This window comes from [Actinomadura] parvosata subsp. kistnae, assembly GCF_900323885.1.
GTDB classification, from domain to species: domain Bacteria; phylum Actinomycetota; class Actinomycetes; order Streptosporangiales; family Streptosporangiaceae; genus Nonomuraea; species Nonomuraea composti.
In genome coordinates this window covers 1182522-1198279 of the sequence record NZ_OOHJ01000018.1, presented here as the reverse complement: position 1 = coordinate 1198279, position 15758 = coordinate 1182522, and the positions used below count along the sequence as shown (strand labels likewise).

14 protein-coding genes are annotated in these 15758 nt (G+C 70.8%); 6 read left to right on the top strand and 8 right to left on the bottom strand.

Features of this window, described 5'->3' with window-relative positions:
• Positions 1-15 precede the first annotated feature (15 nt).
• From KIS93_RS25545 to KIS93_RS25535, 3 genes are read right to left on the bottom strand one after another with little or no spacing between them, the layout of a single operon-like run.
• Positions 16-1632, bottom strand: a complete 1617-nt coding sequence (locus tag KIS93_RS25545; RefSeq protein WP_080045291.1) for an IucA/IucC family protein — start codon at positions 1630-1632, stop codon at positions 16-18.
• 2 nt (positions 1633-1634) lie between these two features.
• Positions 1635-3110, bottom strand: coding sequence for an IucA/IucC family protein (locus tag KIS93_RS25540; RefSeq protein ID WP_080045292.1), 1476 nt, complete (start codon positions 3108-3110; stop codon positions 1635-1637).
• Complete coding sequence (locus KIS93_RS25535) at positions 3107-4246, bottom strand: ATP-grasp domain-containing protein (RefSeq protein WP_080045293.1); 1140 nt, start codon at positions 4244-4246, stop codon at positions 3107-3109. Before KIS93_RS25535 ends, KIS93_RS25540 begins: the two co-directional genes overlap by 4 nt.
• Positions 4247-4394: 148 nt before the next feature.
• Between KIS93_RS25535 and nudC the strand changes: the two genes are divergently transcribed.
• Positions 4395-5366, top strand: a complete 972-nt coding sequence (gene nudC / locus KIS93_RS25530) for an NAD(+) diphosphatase (RefSeq protein WP_080045294.1) — start codon at positions 4395-4397, stop codon at positions 5364-5366.
• Between the two features lie 6 nt (positions 5367-5372).
• Here nudC and KIS93_RS25525 read toward each other — a convergent pair whose 3' ends face one another.
• On the bottom strand, positions 5373-5621 hold the full coding sequence (locus KIS93_RS25525; protein WP_080045295.1) for a glutaredoxin family protein: 249 nt from the start codon (positions 5619-5621) through the stop codon (positions 5373-5375).
• A 73-nt stretch (positions 5622-5694) separates the two neighbouring features.
• Positions 5695-6597 carry an alpha/beta hydrolase gene (locus KIS93_RS25520; RefSeq protein WP_230465805.1) on the bottom strand — a complete coding sequence of 301 codons (903 nt, stop codon included), beginning with the start codon at positions 6595-6597 and terminating at the stop codon, positions 5695-5697.
• 153 nt (positions 6598-6750) lie between these two features.
• Here KIS93_RS25520 and KIS93_RS25515 point away from each other — a divergent pair, with 153 nt between their 5' ends.
• The 4 genes from KIS93_RS25515 (at position 6751) to KIS93_RS25500 (ending at position 10557) form a co-directional block, all read left to right on the top strand.
• The gene (locus KIS93_RS25515) at positions 6751-8799 is read left to right on the top strand and encodes an ATP-dependent DNA helicase UvrD2 (RefSeq protein WP_080045297.1); all 2049 of its coding nucleotides are present in this window, start codon (positions 6751-6753) and stop codon (positions 8797-8799) included.
• A 106-nt stretch (positions 8800-8905) separates the two neighbouring features.
• The gene (gene tesB / locus KIS93_RS25510; RefSeq protein ID WP_186404432.1) at positions 8906-9775 is read left to right on the top strand and encodes an acyl-CoA thioesterase II; all 870 of its coding nucleotides are present in this window, start codon (positions 8906-8908) and stop codon (positions 9773-9775) included.
• Between the two features lie 114 nt (positions 9776-9889).
• Positions 9890-10156, top strand: a complete 267-nt coding sequence (locus KIS93_RS25505; protein WP_080045299.1) for a hypothetical protein — start codon at positions 9890-9892, stop codon at positions 10154-10156.
• Between the two features lie 131 nt (positions 10157-10287).
• On the top strand, positions 10288-10557 hold the full coding sequence (locus tag KIS93_RS25500; RefSeq protein WP_080045300.1) for a WhiB family transcriptional regulator: 270 nt from the start codon (positions 10288-10290) through the stop codon (positions 10555-10557).
• A gap of 795 nt (positions 10558-11352) precedes the next feature.
• Here the strand turns inward: KIS93_RS25500 and KIS93_RS25495 are convergent.
• The gene (locus tag KIS93_RS25495) at positions 11353-11946 is read right to left on the bottom strand and encodes a hypothetical protein (protein ID WP_186404431.1); all 594 of its coding nucleotides are present in this window, start codon (positions 11944-11946) and stop codon (positions 11353-11355) included.
• Positions 11947-12626: 680 nt separating this feature from the next.
• On the opposite strand from KIS93_RS25495, the gene KIS93_RS25490 reads away from it, so the two are divergent.
• The gene (locus KIS93_RS25490) at positions 12627-13337 is read left to right on the top strand and encodes a TetR/AcrR family transcriptional regulator (protein WP_186404430.1); all 711 of its coding nucleotides are present in this window, start codon (positions 12627-12629) and stop codon (positions 13335-13337) included.
• A 380-nt stretch (positions 13338-13717) separates the two neighbouring features.
• Here KIS93_RS25490 and KIS93_RS25485 read toward each other — a convergent pair whose 3' ends face one another.
• Together KIS93_RS25485 and KIS93_RS25480 are read right to left on the bottom strand one after the other, a co-directional pair.
• Positions 13718-15052, bottom strand: coding sequence for an ABC1 kinase family protein (locus KIS93_RS25485; RefSeq protein ID WP_080045304.1), 1335 nt, complete (start codon positions 15050-15052; stop codon positions 13718-13720).
• A gap of 78 nt (positions 15053-15130) precedes the next feature.
• Entirely contained in the window at positions 15131-15628 is a 498-nt protein-coding gene (locus KIS93_RS25480) for a hypothetical protein (RefSeq protein ID WP_168018398.1), read from the bottom strand.
• Positions 15629-15758: the final 130 nt, after the last annotated feature.

The following is a 15758-nucleotide window of genomic DNA, read 5'->3' as shown; positions in this document are numbered from 1 at the left end:
CCGAGGGATGCGGGATCATGCGAGCGGGTTCGCGATCGGGACGTAACCGGCGGCGCGGTCGGCGGCCCTGGCCCAGCGCACGCCCAGGTTCGCCTTGGCCGGCAGCGGCGCGCCGGCCAGCAGGTCCGACAGCGGCAGCGGCCGGCCCAGCCCGCCGGCCTGCCGCTCGAACAGGCTCCTGGCCGCCCGCCACAGCTCGCGCAGCAGGTGGTCGTCGGTGCCCGCGAGCGTCGCGGCGATCTCGGTGAGGTGGTTGACGAGCAGGCAGTAGGCCACGCGGGCCCAGCCGCGCTCGGCGTCGTAGGTGAGCGCGCGGGCCACCTCGGGGTGCAGCCCGCCGAGGTCGTGGCGATCCGCGACGAGCTTGGTGCCCTCCAGGTCGCGGAAGACGGCCTGCACGGGCATGCCGTCGCCGTCCAGCCCGACCAGCACGTTCTGCAGGTGGGGCTCCAGCACCACGCCGTGCGCGAAGTACAGCTCCAGGACGGGCAGCGCGACCACCGTCACGTACGAGCGCCACCAGGCGAGCGGGTCGGGCGCCTTGACGTCCAGGGCCAGGGCGCCGGCCAGGATCGGCGTGACGCCGGGGGAGCAGGCGGCCCACGGGCTCCGCCGGACGATCACACCCAGCCCTTCGTGCGGCCTGCTCCCGGCCGCCACCGACCGGTATCCCGGCTCGGGCAGCCAGCGGGTAGCGGGGTGCTTCGCCGTCACCTCGTCGAAGATCGGCGCGAGCCGTTCCGTCAGCTCCACCGCGCCGGCCAGCTCGTACCAGGCGTTCTTGCGCACGCAGTTGGTGATCCGCACGTCGAGGGAGAACTTCAGGCAGGCGTCCACCTCCGGGACGTACACCGTCCGCACGGACGAGGTCGGCACCGCCATCGGCCCCGGCCCGAGATCGATCAGCCCGGGCACCGGGCCCAGCAGGCCGAGCTGCCACGGATGCGCCGGCAGCACCCGGTAACCGTCGGGCCCGCGCCCCATGGCGTCCAGCACCGACACGTCGCCGCCCTCGGCCAGCGCGTCCTCCGGCACGCCGAGCAGCCGGACGGGGAAGCGGGCGTGCACCTCGGGCGCGTACGCCAGCCAGCCCTCCCCGCCCCGCGCCTTGGGGCTGGGATGGAACGGATGCCCGTACACGAGCGCCTGCTCCGAGGCCAGCCACGGATCGGCGGGCGGCACGGCCTGCGCCCTGGCCCGCAGGATGGCCGCCACCGCATCCCTGCTGGCCGCCACCTGCCCGGCGAACTCGCCGTTGCGTCCGCGTAGCTCGCCCTCCACCTGCCCGGCGAACTCGCCGTCGCGTCCGCCCAGCCCGCCCGCCACCTGAGCGGCGAACTCGCCGTTGCGTCCGCGCAGCTCGCCCTCCACGAGCCGGATCAGCTCGTCGGTGGTCAGCGGCCGCCACGCGCCTGCCTCCAGCCGCTCGGGCGGGCCGTCGAAGCGCAGCGCCGCCCCGCCGTGCGTACGGGCCCGCAGCAGCACGCCCGCCACCCGCAGCAGCAGGTACGGCGGCGCCGGCCACACCAGCCCGCGCGGCCCGGCCACCTCCCGCACGCAGCAGCGCAGCAGGGCCGCCAGCGTCGCCTGCTCGGCCGGGCCGGAAGGCGCGTCGATGGCCGGTCCGTGCATGTTCAGGCTCTCCTCAGGTAGTTCGGCCCGCTGGTGCCGTAGAACTTGTTGACGTCGCGCGCGCCGGAACGTTCCTTGGAGACGAGCGTGCCAGCGGTGATCATGGACTTGCCGGTCAGCCTGGCCGCGTCGAGCGTCCTGGCGCGCAGGAGCCTGGCCATGGGGTCGCCGCCGTACTCGCCGAGGGCGTCGGCCAGCGTGTCGCGCAGCAGCGCCGCCGCCCGGTCGTGCGGCAGCGCCCCGAACGCCACGGCGGCGGAGGCCAGGTGCAGGGTGATGGTCACGAAGACGTCGGCCAGGGCGTGCGGGTCGTCGTTCAGCATGCGCCCGTCGGCGAACTCCGGCACCGCGACCCCGGCGGCCCGCAGCCTCGACGGGGAGGCGAGCAGCCCGTCGTTGTCCTTGACCAGCAGCTTGAGCCGGTCGCCCTGGAAGAGCAGGGCCAGGTTCTGCTGGTGCGCTTCGAGGGCGACGCCGTAGCGGACGAAGAGCCGCACGTTCCAGCGCAGCAGCAGCCGCAGGTAGGCGGGCAGGACGTCGCCCAGCTCGTCCAGGACGCCCGGGGCGGTCAGCGCGGCGACCGGCACGATCCGGCCTTCGGGCAGCCGCCGCACCATCCAGGCGAGGTATTCGTGCCCGGCGTGCGCGTACGTCTGCTCGTCGGCGAGCACCACGTCCGGGTCGGCCAGCTCGCGCAGCAGCAGCTCGGCCCGGGCGCCGTCCTCCAGCGTGCCCGGCTTGATCGAGCGCCGGTTCCTGGCGCCCAGGGTGCTGATCGGCAGGGGCAGCTTGAGGTGCAGGCGCGAGCCGAGCTCGACGGTCCGCATGGACAGCGTGGGCCGCACCCGCACGCCCGCCCGCTCCAGCACCCGCACCCCGTCGATCTTGCGCACCTCGTCCAGGGCCAGCGGATGCACGGGGAACAACGCCTCATCGGCCGCCGCGTGCTCGCGCGCCCAGTCCGGCGCCACGTCGGCCGGCAGATGGGCCGAGGAGCCCGGCACCACCGCCCAGCGCAGCTCGAACGAGCCGCCGAACTCCGGCGCGTAGGCCAGCAGCTCGGCCTCCGACAGCCCTGCCCGGGCGCGCGAGGTCGGGTAGACGGGATGATCGACGGAGGCGGCCAGCGCCTCGTAGGACGGCTTCACCTCGGGCGCCCGCTCGTCGTACAACTCCAGCGCCGTCAGCGCCGCCACGCACTCCTCGAAGAAGGCCGCCACCCCTTCGGCGTCCTCCGGCGGCGCGACCTCCACCAGCGTCTCCAGCACCTGCTCCAGCCCGATCCGCTCGTCGGCGGCCACCACGAAGTCCTGGAACAGCACGCCGGGGGAGAGCCGCACCCACCGCCCGTCAGCGAGCAGCAGCCCCACCCCGTCCTTGGTCCGGGTGACGCGGCCGGCCAGCCCGCCGTAGTCCTCGCGCAGCAGGGCGTTCAGCACCCGGGCGGCCAGGTACGCCTCCCGGGACGTGCCGCTCATCCGACCACCCACGGCCGCGCGGCCCGGTACTCCTCGATCGCGGCGTCCACCCGCTGCGGTGACGGCCCGACGGCCCGCAGCACGCCGAGGTAGTCCCGATTGGTATGGGTGAGGGTGACGACCTCGCCCACGGCCCGCAGGGGCCGGTGCCACAGCCGTACGTCACCGAGCTCGACGGACTCGGGCCCCGGCGCGTCCTTGATGACCCCGGCCCGGTCGGCGACCAGGCTGACCGCGGCCCCGAATCGGGATATTTCCGGGACGGCGGGTACTGATGCTCCGAGATGCACCCCCAGGATCCACTCGAAGATCGGCACCCCGAGCACGTCCCCGAGCAGGAAGTCGCAATGGTCCCCGATCACCCGGTAGTTCACCTCGACGATGCGAGGCCCGGCGGCGGTGACGACGTACTCGGTGTGGCACGCCCCGAACCCCACCCCCAGCGCCCGCAACGCCACCAGCACGTGCTCGTGGGACTCATCGGCGGGCGCCCAGTCGAGCCGCTCCTCGACGAAGTACGGCAACGCCCCCAGCGTCGTCCTGAACCCGCCGAGCACCCGCGGCCCGCCGGCGTCCCCCAGCGTCTCCAGCGTGCGCAGCGGCCCTTCGAGGTACTCCTCCACGACCAGCGCCTCGCCCGGCCGCCGCCGCCTGACCTCGGCCACGGCCCGCTCCAGGCCGCTCTCGACGAGCAGCACGTCCTCGCTGGCCACCCCTTCGCGCGGCTTCAGCACCACGGGGTACGGCACCTCGGCGGGCACGGGATCGAGCGGCCCGAGCCGTACGGAGAAGACCTGTTCGACCCCCGCCTCCTGGAGCCGGCGGCGCATCAGGAACTTGTTCTTGGCCGCCGCGCAGGCCCGCCAGTCCTTGCCGGGCAGCCCGAAGTAGGCGGCGGCCAGCGCGGTCTCGGTCTGGAGGTGGTCGGAGTTGGAGAAGATCGCGTCCGGCCTGCCGAGGTGCTCGACGGTGTCGATGAGCGCGCGCGGATCCCGTACGTCGCACCGCACCGCCGACGGATGCTCGTCCGGCCGGTCGGTGAGGATCGTCACCTCGCACCCGAGCGCCCGCGCCGCCGGCAGGAAGCCGTCCGTCACGGAATCGGTCGGTTTGAGCGCGGTCAGGTAGAGCCGCAACGCGAACGCACCCCCGCAGGATCAGGTAAGGCTAACCTAACCCGTCGAATCCTAGCCCCACAGAGATCACCACGGAGCCCGGATACCGTAATCGGCGGCTAACTGCGAGGTCATAGGATGACATGGGACTCGGGAGGGGGCGGCACCAGTGGAGACCGCGGAAGAGCAACTCATCGGCCCGCTACTGCTTGCGCGGGGCACCATCGACCGCTCGTCGGCGCTGCGCGCGGACGAGCGGTGGCTGGAGCGGGCCTGGGCCGATCCCGCGACGAAGGTGCTGGTGATCGACGACGGCCACACGCTCGTGCGGCGGTCGGGTGACGAGGTGCACGCGGTGCTGTTCCCGCCCGCCGACGCGCCCGCCGGAGAGCGCTACCTGCTCGGCGTCGAAGACGGCGTCGCCTACTTCGCGGTGGCCGCGCCGCTGCCCGGCCTGCCGAGGAGCGAGGTCAACGGCCGCGTGACGATCCCGATGTCCCTGCGCGACACGCCCGAGGGCGAGCCGGTCGCCGCCGGGCTGCGCCAGGTGGGCGGCCTGCTCGGCGACCGCGACGCGGGCCTGCTGGTCTACGCCGTGGCGCTGGAGGCGTGGCATGCCACCCACGAGTTCTGCCCGCGCTGCGGCACGCGCACGGTCGTGCAGGCCGGCGGCCACATCCGCGTCTGCCCGCACGACTCCAGCCAGCACTTCCCGCGCGTCGACCCGGCCGTCATCATGCTCGTACGCGACGAGGCCGACCGGTGCCTGCTGGCCCGCGGGCCGCAGTGGCCGGAGGGGCGGCTGTCGATCCTGGCGGGGTTCGTGGAGCCGGGGGAGTCGCTGGAGGCGGCCGTCGTGCGCGAGGTGGCCGAGGAGGTCGGCATCGCCGTCACCAACCCGCGTTACCTCGGCAGCCAGCCCTGGCCGTTCCCGCGCAGCCTCATGCTGGGCTTCTTCGCCGAGGCCGTCACCACCACGCTCACGCCCGACGCCGAGGAGATCGCCGAGGCGCACTGGTTCTCCCGGGAGGAGCTGACGCGCGCCCTGGAGTCGGGCGAGCTGCGCCTGCCGCCTCCCGTGTCGATCGCCCGCCGCCTCATCGAAACCTGGTACGGCGGCGAGCTGACCGGCGACTGGTAAACCTGATCAGGCGGCTCCGAGCAGGGCCTTGACCTCGAGGGCGGAGGGGTTCGTCCGCACGACGCGCCCCTTCGGCGTCTCGATCACCACGGTCGGCACGACCTGGTTGCCGTTGTTGACGCTCATCACGAACTCGGCGGCCGACGGGTCACGCTCGATGTCGATCTCGTCGAAGCTGATGCCCTCGCGCGTGAGCTGGGCCTTGAGCCGCTTACAGGGGCCGCACCACGTGGTGCTGTAGACCGTGAGCGCCATCTTCGGACATCCCTCCAAGGTCAGGAAATCGGGCGATCCGTGCAACAACGCGCATCGCCCGTCTAATCCCGCCCTACCCGATCCGGGAGGCGATCCACGCCTGCACCCGCTCGGCCACGCCCGGCTCCCGGTAGAGCGGCGAGCTGTGGTTGGTGCCCGGCTGCGTGAACACCGACACCTGCACCCCCACCTGCCCGAGCATCTGCTTGAGCAGCTCGCTCTGCACCGGCGGCACGAACTCGTTCTCGGAGTGGATCGTCAGCATCGGAGCGTCCTTGCGGCTGGCGTGCCAGGCCACCTCCATGCTCGCCCACACGCGCGAGCACTTGCCCTTCGGCGGGCAACCGCCGGCCAGCTTGATCGCCGCCGAGCGCAGCCGGCGCTTGTTGGCGTCGGTCGTCTTCTCCCCGTCGGCGTACGCGCGCAGCGGCGAGATGATCGGCGACAGCCCCACCACGCCCTTCAGCCCGCCGATGCCGTCGCCGTAGGTGCCCACGGCCGCCGCGATGTGCCCACCGGCGGAGAAGCCCACCAGCACGTAGTTGTTCGGGTCGAACGCGTACCGGTCGGCGTGCTTGCGCGCCGTGGCGATGGCGGTCAGCGCGTCGGTGCGCTGCGCGGGCCAGGCCGCCTCGCCCGACAGGCGGTAGTTGAGGTTGAAGACGGTGTAGCCCAGCTCCGCGTAACCGCGGGTGATCTCCTTCATGTACTTCTTGTCGCCGCTGGACCACCAGCCACCGTGGATGAGGAAGATCCCCGGCCGCTGCTGACCGTCGGGAGTCCACCACACGTCCATGCTCTGGCGCTTGTGCGGGCCGTACTGGACGGTCTCCACGGACAACCCGCCGATCCCCTCGGCGTCCACAGGGGTGTCCACGGTGGGGGCGGGTGTCGGCTCCATGGACGCGCTCGCGGCGACAGGTGTGAGCGCGACGGCAGCGAGCGCGAGAGCGCTCACGAAAACCGCTGTTCGCACGGCCTTCCTTTCCCCCATGCACATGGTCGGGCCCCATTGTGGGGGAAAAGACCAGTCCTTTGCATCTTGATGACGCAGGCTTTGCGAGCATACGTCGGCCCGCATGTTGCCAGAATAAAGTGGTTCTCCGCCAGCGGCTGGGAGGATACACAGGTGAACGACGCGGACGACGTACTGACCGGGCTCGACCCCGAGCAGCGTGCTGTCGCCGAGGCCGTGCGCGGGCCGGTGTGCGTGCTGGCCGGCGCGGGCACCGGCAAGACCAGGGCCATCACCCACCGCATCGCGTACGCGGTGCGCAGCGGGGTGGTCGACGCGCAGAGCGTCCTCGCTGTGACGTTCACCACGCGCGCGGCGGGGGAGCTGCGCCAGCGGCTGCGCGCGCTCGGCGCGCCCGGCGTGCAGGCCCGCACGTTCCACGCCGCCGCGCTGCGCCAGCTCACCTTCTTCTGGCCGCGCGTGATCGGCGGCGCGGCCCCGTCGGTCATCGAGTCGAAGCTGCCCGTGCTCGGCGAGGCGTGCCGCAGCCTGCGCCTCACCCCCGAACGCTCCGAGCTGCGCGACATCGCCTCCGAGGTCGAATGGGCCAAGGTCACCCAGATCGGCCCGGAAGACTACGTGGCCGCCGCCACGAAGTACCACCGCACGCCGCCCATCCCGGCCGAGCAGGTCAGCCGCGTCTACGAGGCGTACGAGCGGATCAGGCGCGAGCGCCACCTGGTCGACTTCGAGACCATCCTCGAGCTCACCGCGGCCGTCATGACCGAGCACCAGGAGGTCGCGGCGCAGATCCGCCAGCAGTACCGCTACTTCGTCGTCGACGAGTACCAGGACGTCAACCCGCTGCAGAAGCTGCTGCTCGACACCTGGCTCGGCGGCCGCGACGACATCTGCGTGGTCGGCGACCCCAACCAGACCATCTACTCCTTCACCGGCGCCAGCCCCCGCTACCTGACCGGGTTCGGGGTCGAGCATCCCGACGCGGCCGTCATCAAGCTGGTGCGCGACTACCGCTCCACCCCCCAGGTGGTGAACCTGGCCAACCTCGTGATCGCCAAGGGCCGCTCGCCGCACCGCCTGGAGCTGGTCGCCCAGCGGCCCGACGGCCCCAAGCCGGCCTTCACCGAGTACGACGACGAGCCCGCCGAGGCCGCCGGCGTCGCCCGGGGCATCAGGAAGCTGCTCGACAAGGGGGTCCCGGCACGTGAGATCGCCGTGCTGTTCCGGGTCAACTCCCAGTCGGAGGCGTACGAAGAGGCCCTGACCAAGGCGGAGATCCCGTACGTGCTGCGTGGCGCCGAGCGGTTCTTCGAGCGGCCGGAGGTCCGGCAGGCGGTCGTGCTGCTGCGCGGCGCGGCCCGCTCCGCCGCCGGCGAGCCCCTCGCCTCCGAGGTCCACCACATCCTGAGCGGCATCGGCCTGACCCCGGCGCCGCCCGGCGGCGGCAAGGCGCGGGAGAAGTGGGAGTCGCTCAAGGCCCTGGCGGACCTGGCCGAGGACATGGCGGCCGAGGGCGCCGACCTGCCCGCGTTCGTCGCCGAGCTGGAGCGGCGCGCCTCCGAGCAGCACGCGCCGCCCGTCGAGGGCGTCACCCTGGCCTCGCTGCACGCCGCCAAGGGTCTGGAGTGGGACGCCGTGTTCCTCGTCGGGGTCACCGACGGCATGCTGCCGATCATCTACGCCGAGACGCCCGACCAGATCGAGGAGGAGCGCCGGCTCCTGTACGTCGGCGTCACCCGGGCCAGGGAGCACCTGTCGATCTCGTGGGCGCTGGCCCGCGCGCCGGGGGGCCGCAAGAGCCGCCGCCCGTCCCGCTTCCTCGACGGCCTCACCGGCCGCGCCTCGGCCCCGCCGCGCATGGCGCCGTCCGCCTCGCGCGAGCGCCGCCAGGTGGCCACGCCGGTGAGCTGCCGCGTGTGCGCCAAGACGCTGGTCAACGCCACCGAGCAGAAGCTGGGCCGGTGCTCCACCTGCCCCGCCGACTACGACGAGGCGCTGCTCGAACGCCTCAAGGCGTGGCGCACGGCCACGGCCAAAGAGACGAAGGTGCCGCCGTACGTCATCTTCACCGACGTGACGCTGCAGGCCATCGCCGAGCGCGCGCCGGTCACCGAGCAGGAGCTGCTGTCGATCGCGGGGGTCGGCCGGGTCAAGCTCGACCGGTACGGCGAGGCCGTCCTGGAGTTGTGCCGAGGGTCATAACGCCTGGGGGCACTACCAGGCCCCCATATGGGGTGAAATGGGCGACACGTCAAACTTGTCCCAGAGACCAGTCTGGGGGACTGGCGACCACGGAGGGGATGGACACGTGAACTCGGCGCTGAAGGAGCTCCTTGACCTGCTCGACCTGGAGCAGATCGAGCTCGACATCTTCCGCGGCAGGAGCCCGGAAGAGCGCATCCAGCGCGTCTTCGGCGGCCAGGTGGCGGCGCAGGCCCTGGTCGCGGCCGGCCGCACGGTCCCCAAAGACCGGAACGTGCACTCGCTGCACGCCTACTTCATCCGCCCCGGCGACCCGTCCATCCCGATCGTCTACAACGTCGAGCGCTTGCGCGACGGCCGCTCGTTCACCACGCGGCGGGTCGTGGCCGTGCAGCACGGCAAGGCCATCTTCACGATGTCCGCCTCGTTCCACGTCTTCGAGGAGGGCGTCTCGCACCAGGCGTCGGTGATGCCGTCGGTGCCCGACCCCGAGACGCTGCCGACGTTCCAGGACCGCATGTACGAGCTCGTCGGCGACCAGCCGGAGCTGCGCGAGTGGTTCACCCGCCCCCGGCCCGTGGACGCGCGCTATGCCTCGCCGCTCACGTGGGAGGCCTTCCAGAACCCCGAGCTGCGCAGCGCCCAGACGAACGTGTGGTTCCGCTACCACGCCGAGCTGCCCGACGACCCGCTCCTGCACGTGGTGCTGGCCGCCTACGCCTCCGACTTCACGCTGGTCGACACCATCCTGCTGGCCCACGGCATGGCCTGGGGCGCCTCCAACGTCATGGGAGCCTCGCTCGACCACGCCATGTGGTTCCACCGCCCCTTCAGGGCCGACGACTGGTTGCTCTATGCTCAGGAGTCACCGTGGTCGGCGGGGGCGCGAGGGCTCGCGCGGGGTGAGATGTACACCGCGTCGGGTGACCTCGTGGTCTCAGTCGTCCAGGAAGCCATGATTCGCCTCACGAAATAGGCGAAATCGCAGGTAGAAAATATGTTGCCCCTTCCCGGCCTCCCGGTTTAGGGTCATGGTCAAGCGAGTCGGACGGCTTTGTTCCGACGATCCAGAGAGTGGAGGTGAGTCCCGGTGATCAGCATTCAGATGTCGGCCACGCAGTGGCTCGCCTTCGCATGCCGTGACTCGGTGAGGCTCGCCGATGGGCCCGCCAAGCTGCGGCAGGAGAAGTCTGCCCGTAGCCAGGCCGCCGCCTTCTCCGCGCGCGCCCATGTCGCCGTGGCCGCCGCACCAGGCGCTCCTGTCTACATGGCACGTATCGAACTGCCGGCCAACCAGCTCACCAAGGGTGGACTGTGCGGTCCGCAACCCTGGAGGGATGCTCCGGTCATAACCTGACCGGCACATAGCAGCCCCCAGGCCGCGGATCCGCACACAGGATCCGCGGCCTTCTTGTTTGTCCGCGATCCCCGACCACCTACGAGGTGCCCGACCCAACAGATCAAAAGATCGATCGAAGGAGAAAGCAGATGGGGGCGAAGACGATCATGGACCTGATCGACGAAGCCAAGATCCCCTGTCGTACCGACCCTGACCTGTGGTTCGCCGAGTCGCCGGAGGACGTCGAGTTCGCCAAGGCACTCTGCGGCGGCTGCCCGATCCAGAAGGCCTGCCTGGCCCGCGCGCTCGAGCGCGAGGAGCCGTGGGGCGTCTGGGGCGGCGAGCTGATCCTCAGGGGAACGATCGTTCCCCGCAAGCGTCCGCGCGGCCGTCCCCGCAAGCACCCGGTCGCCGCCTGACCACCACCACAACCGCTACGCACCAACGAACCAGAAAGCGAACCAAAACGATGACCACTCGACCGAGCAGGAGCCTCGCAGTGCCGGATCTTATTCATGACCTGGTCAACGACCGAATACAAACCCTCCACCGAGAGGCGGAGGAAGCGCGTCTCATCCTGCGCGTCACCCGCGTGCAGCGGGCGCGACGGGAGGTCAAGCGGGCGAACGACCGTCTCCGCCAGGCCCTGAGCCGCCAGATCTGATCGGGGAGGTCCTGCCGCCGGCGCAGGATCTCCCCGTCAGATCCGTCACATGGAAGAGCCGGGCGCATCTTGCGCCCGGCTCTTCCCTTTGCCACCCTCGCGCAGTGGCGACGGCACCTCACTTTGCGAGAACGCCCCTCGCCCCTCGCCTTCACACAGTCGGGACGGCCCTCGCCCCGGCTCGGCTCCTTGGCTCCTTGGCTTCTTGGCTCAGCCGTCGTGCCAGCCGCTACCTCACCCCTCGCTCCTTCGGCCCACTTTGGGACACGGCCCGATCCTCACCTCCACCGAATAGGGACAGCACCTGGCCCCCGCCTCCACCGAGTAGGCACAGCACCTGCTCCTCGCTCCACCGAGTAGGCACAGCACCTGCTCCCTGCCTCCACTCAGTAGGGACAGCACCTCGTCCCCACCTTCACATCCACTCAGCGGGGACATGACTCCCCGCGATCCCCACTTCACTCGGTGGAGACAGCCAGCCCCATCCACTCGGCGGGCACCAGGCCTTCACTCACCTTGCCCAACCGCCATCACCCTTGCCTAACCGCCATCACCCTTGCCCAACCGCCATCACCGGCGCCTTCTCTGCCTCCGCTTTGGCCGCCGCCCAGAGCCGCACCGCCATCCAGGCGACCCCGACCCCCGCCGCCACCAGCCCACCCAGATAGACCGGCTCCGGCACCAGATTCCTGAGCGACCCCGGCACCATGCCCACCGCGTAGAGCACCACGCCCACGACCGGCATGACCCCACTCCTGCCCGCCGCCACCGCGAAGGTCAGCACCCCCACCAGCAGCACGACCGACGTCACCAGGAACGCCCGCCCGGTCCCACCCGCCAGCAGCCCGCGCACGGTCCCGCTCCCGAGGTAGGGAAAGACGAAGTGCAGCGTGTACTCGACCGCGAACGCCCCAGCCAGCCCGGCCGAGTTGAGCACGTACCCCACCAGTCCCAGCACCCCGGCCCGCTCCCGAATGAGCAGGTAGATCCCGGTGATCGCCAGCAGCCCGGTGAGCGCCGCGAACGGCGCGATGGCATGCGTGAACGCCGTCTCAGGAACTAACCCACCCCGCCGCCCCGCATTGACGACGAGTAACACGGCACACCCGAACCCCGCCACAGCAGCAACTCGCTGAACACCCATGAACGATCCCTTTCCTGATTGATCGGCGACGCACCCATCGCACCCCGCCACCTGCCTTGCCCCCGCTCGCCCTGCCCCCATCAACACCCGCCCCCGCTCCGCCCTCCTCCCTCACGCCTCATCGCTCATCCGCGCGCTTCGTCCCCGCGCTTCGCTCCCGCACCCCGCCACCTGCCTTGCCCAGCTCGCCCTGCCCCATCAACACCGCCCCCGCTCCGCCCTCCTCCCTCACGCCTCATCACCTGTCCCCGCGCTTCGCTCCCGCGCTTCGCTCCCGCGCTTCGCTCCCGCGCTTCGCTCCCGCGCTTCGCTCCCGCGCTCCCTTCGGCTCACTTCGCCGCCCGCTCGCCCGCCCTTCGCTTCGCCGCCTCCGCCACCCGCCTCGTTACCCGCCTCCCACACCCGGCCGTCTTACGCCGCCCGCCTTGCTCCGCCCCCTCGGTTCGCCCATCTCCCTTGCGCCACCCATCCCCCTACGCGCGCTTCGCCCTGCCCCTTTGCTTCGCTCACTATCCGCTCGCTCACCGCCCGTCCTTCCTCGCCTTCGCTCGCAGCCCTTCTTCCTGTGCTCTGCCTTGCCCTTCACTCCGCCTCACCTCGTATGCCCTTGGTCTCCTCACCCCGCCAAGCCCGCGATAACGCTTGTTATGATGCTCGTTATCGCCCGATAAAGTGAGAGTGTGCCGAGAGCCGTAAGCACCTCGAAAGAACTCGGCGCACTGCGCCAGGACCTCTTGGACGCCGCCATGCGCGTCCTACGCGAACAAGGCGCCCCCTACCTCACCCTGCGCCGCGTGGCAGACGCCGCCGCCACCTCCACCATGGGCATCTACACCTGCTTCGGCAGCCGCGCCGGCCTCCTGGAAGCGATCTACGAGCACGGCTTCCACCTCCTCCACGAGGCGATGACCAGCTCCCTGAACGGCCACACGGACCCGAGGGCCAGGATCATGGCGGTGGCGTACGGCTACAGGCGGTTCGCCCTGACCGACCCGGCCCTGTACGCGCTGATGTTCGAGCGCCCGCTCCCCGACTTCGACCCGTCACCGGAGCAACGCCACGAGGCCCTCCACCACTGCTTCGGCCTGCTCACCGAAGCCACGGCCGCAGCCGCCCAGGCTGGCCTCATCCAATCGTCGAACCCGCAGCGCTCGGCGTACCTCATCTGGACCACGATCCACGGCCTGGTGAGCATCGAGCTCACCTGCTCGCTCCGCACCCCACTACCAGGCTGGTTCCTGAACTCCCGCGAGGAGGGCGAACGCATCCTCACCGAAGGCGTCCAGTCCCTCCTCGGGGCCTCACCTGATCAACCCCTGTCGGGCCTCGCACTCTACGCGTCGCCCGCCCCTTGCGCGCCGGTGCACTGCCCGAGCCTTGACGACGCGTAAGCGTCGCCCTCATGCCTGCTGCGCCTGCACATAGACGCAGGCGTACGCACTACCGCGCACGCCTGCGTCTCGTACTTCCCCTAGCGCGAGGACCGTGCCTCGTACTCGCCGCCTCTCGCGCGCCGTGTCTCAGATTCGCGCCATCTCCGACGCGACGCACCTCGCGCCCGCACTACCCCTTCGCCGTTCCTCGTTTTGCCCTCTCGGAGCCGATTCGTCTGTTGACAGCGCAGCCGAGGGCTATGGCTGCCCGGCGATGCGTGTGCGTCTGTCCCCGCCGCGGGTGTCATCTCGCGACAGGGCGTGCGCGGTGGCATGCCCCGGCGTGGTTGAGTGCGTCCGCGAATCAAGAAGGGCGGGTGTCCGAGGCGGTGATAGGGCTAGCCGATCGGTAGTGGTTGGTCGTCGGGGTCGTCGGCGAAGCCGGGGACCCAGCGGATCACCTCGTCTCGGAAGCGGGCGGTGGTGCCGAGCTGGCAGAGCACGCCGACGCCGGCCGCGTGCACGCGGTGGATGAGGACGTATGACGGTGGGAGGTTGAGCTGGCGGACGACGTTGGTGGGGCGGAGATCGGCGACGCGGGCCGCCTGGGCCTGGAGCCACTCGCGGCTGAACGTGAACTCCTCCACCGCCGTCGGCTCCACGTACGGGGCGAGGAAGGCGCGCAGCGCGTCGGGGTCGATGTCGATGTCCTGGCGGATGAACCCCTCCTGGCGCAGGCCCGCCATGACGGTTTCCATGTCGCCCTGGTTGAAGATGCGGGTGAGCTGGCCGAACGCCTTGGGGTAGCCGTCGGGCAGGCGGTTGACGGCGCCGAAGTCGAGGATGCCGAGCTTGCCGTTGGGGAGCATGCGGAAGTTGCCGGGGTGCGGGTCGGCGTGCAGCATCCCGACGCGGGCGGGGGAGCAGAACAGGAAGCGGACGAAGAGCAGGCCCGCGTGATCGCGCTCCTCCTTGGTACCGTCGGAGATGATGCGCGACAGCGGGGTGCCTTCCATCCACTCGGTGACCAGCACCATCTCGTTGGCCGCGACCACGTCGGGGACGTGGAAGTCGGGGTCTTCGTCGAACTCGAGGGCGAAGGCGTGCTGGGCCTCCGCCTCTCGCAGGTAGTCGAGCTCTTCCGCGATGCGCTCGCGCAGCTCGCTCAGCAGGGACTTCATGTCGAGCCCCGGCAGCAGGACGCCGAACAGCTTGCCCAGCCGCGCGAGCTGCGAGAAGTCGCCGAGCAGCGCCTTGCCGGCCCCCGGGTACTGGATCTTGACGGCCACCTCCCGGCCGTCGTGCCACACCGCCTTGTGCACCTGGCCGATGGAGGCCGCCGCCGTCGGCTGGTCGTCGAACGACAGGAAGTGCTCCCGCCAGTCGTCGCCCAGCTGCTCGGTCAGGACCTTGTGGACGGTCGACACGGGCAGCGGCGGTGCGGCCTCCTGGAGCTTCGTCAGCGTGGCGCGATAGGGACCGGCGATCTCCTGCGGCAGCGCCGCCTCAAAGATGGACAGCGCCTGCCCCAGCTTCATGGCGCCGCCCTTGAGCTCGCCGAGCACCTTGAACACCTGCTCGGCGGTGCGCTGCTGAACCTCCTGCGCCACCATCTCCGCCGACTTGCCCCCGATGCGTTTGCCCAGGCCGAGGGCGGCGCGACCGGCGAAACCGAGTGGAAGGGTGGCCAGCTTGGCCGAACGCGTGACAGCACGGCGCGGAAGATCGCTCACACTGATGCGCGGAACCTCGGCGAGATACCGCTTCCCCCCTTCGTGGTCGCTCTGACCTTCGTGGTCGTTCTGAGCACGTCAGTCGCGGTCAGGTGCCATGACCATTCTTAGCGAATATGGATTGTTTCGCATACAACGACATTGGGGGTGGGCCTTCCACGACCGCCTCTTCCAGCGCCAATCAGGGGTTACGTCCATTGTGCCGTTGGTCACAGGGGGCTCCTTGCCGTCGAGAAAAGCAAGCGCATGACCGACCACCTGGGCCGCGACGGCCGCCGACAGAGCCACGTCACAGGCGATCTCCCCTGGTGGATACCCACCCAGACGCGCCCTGACGATGGGCCAGCGGGGATCGTGATCCCGCCGCGTCAGATCGATGCAGTGCAGGCACGCCGTGTCACCGGGCAGGACCAGCGGGCCCACGGTGCCGTGGCCCTCGAAGGCGGACACGAGGAGGTGGGGGATGCGCAGGAAGGTGAGGTCGTCGACCAGCAACATGTCGAGCGGGGTGACCGGGGCCAGGATGACGAGGTCCGGCAGGTCCGACTTGTCCCCAAGGGGCGTCCCACCGGCCACCGCCTTGACCGTCGGCCGGCACTGATCCTCCGCCTCGCCGGCCTCACGCTTCCTTGTCCTCCTTCCTTTCTCGGTCTTGTCCGGGGCCGGCTCCGTTGTGCGCTTCCTCTCCCGAGGTGATTCGGCAGCA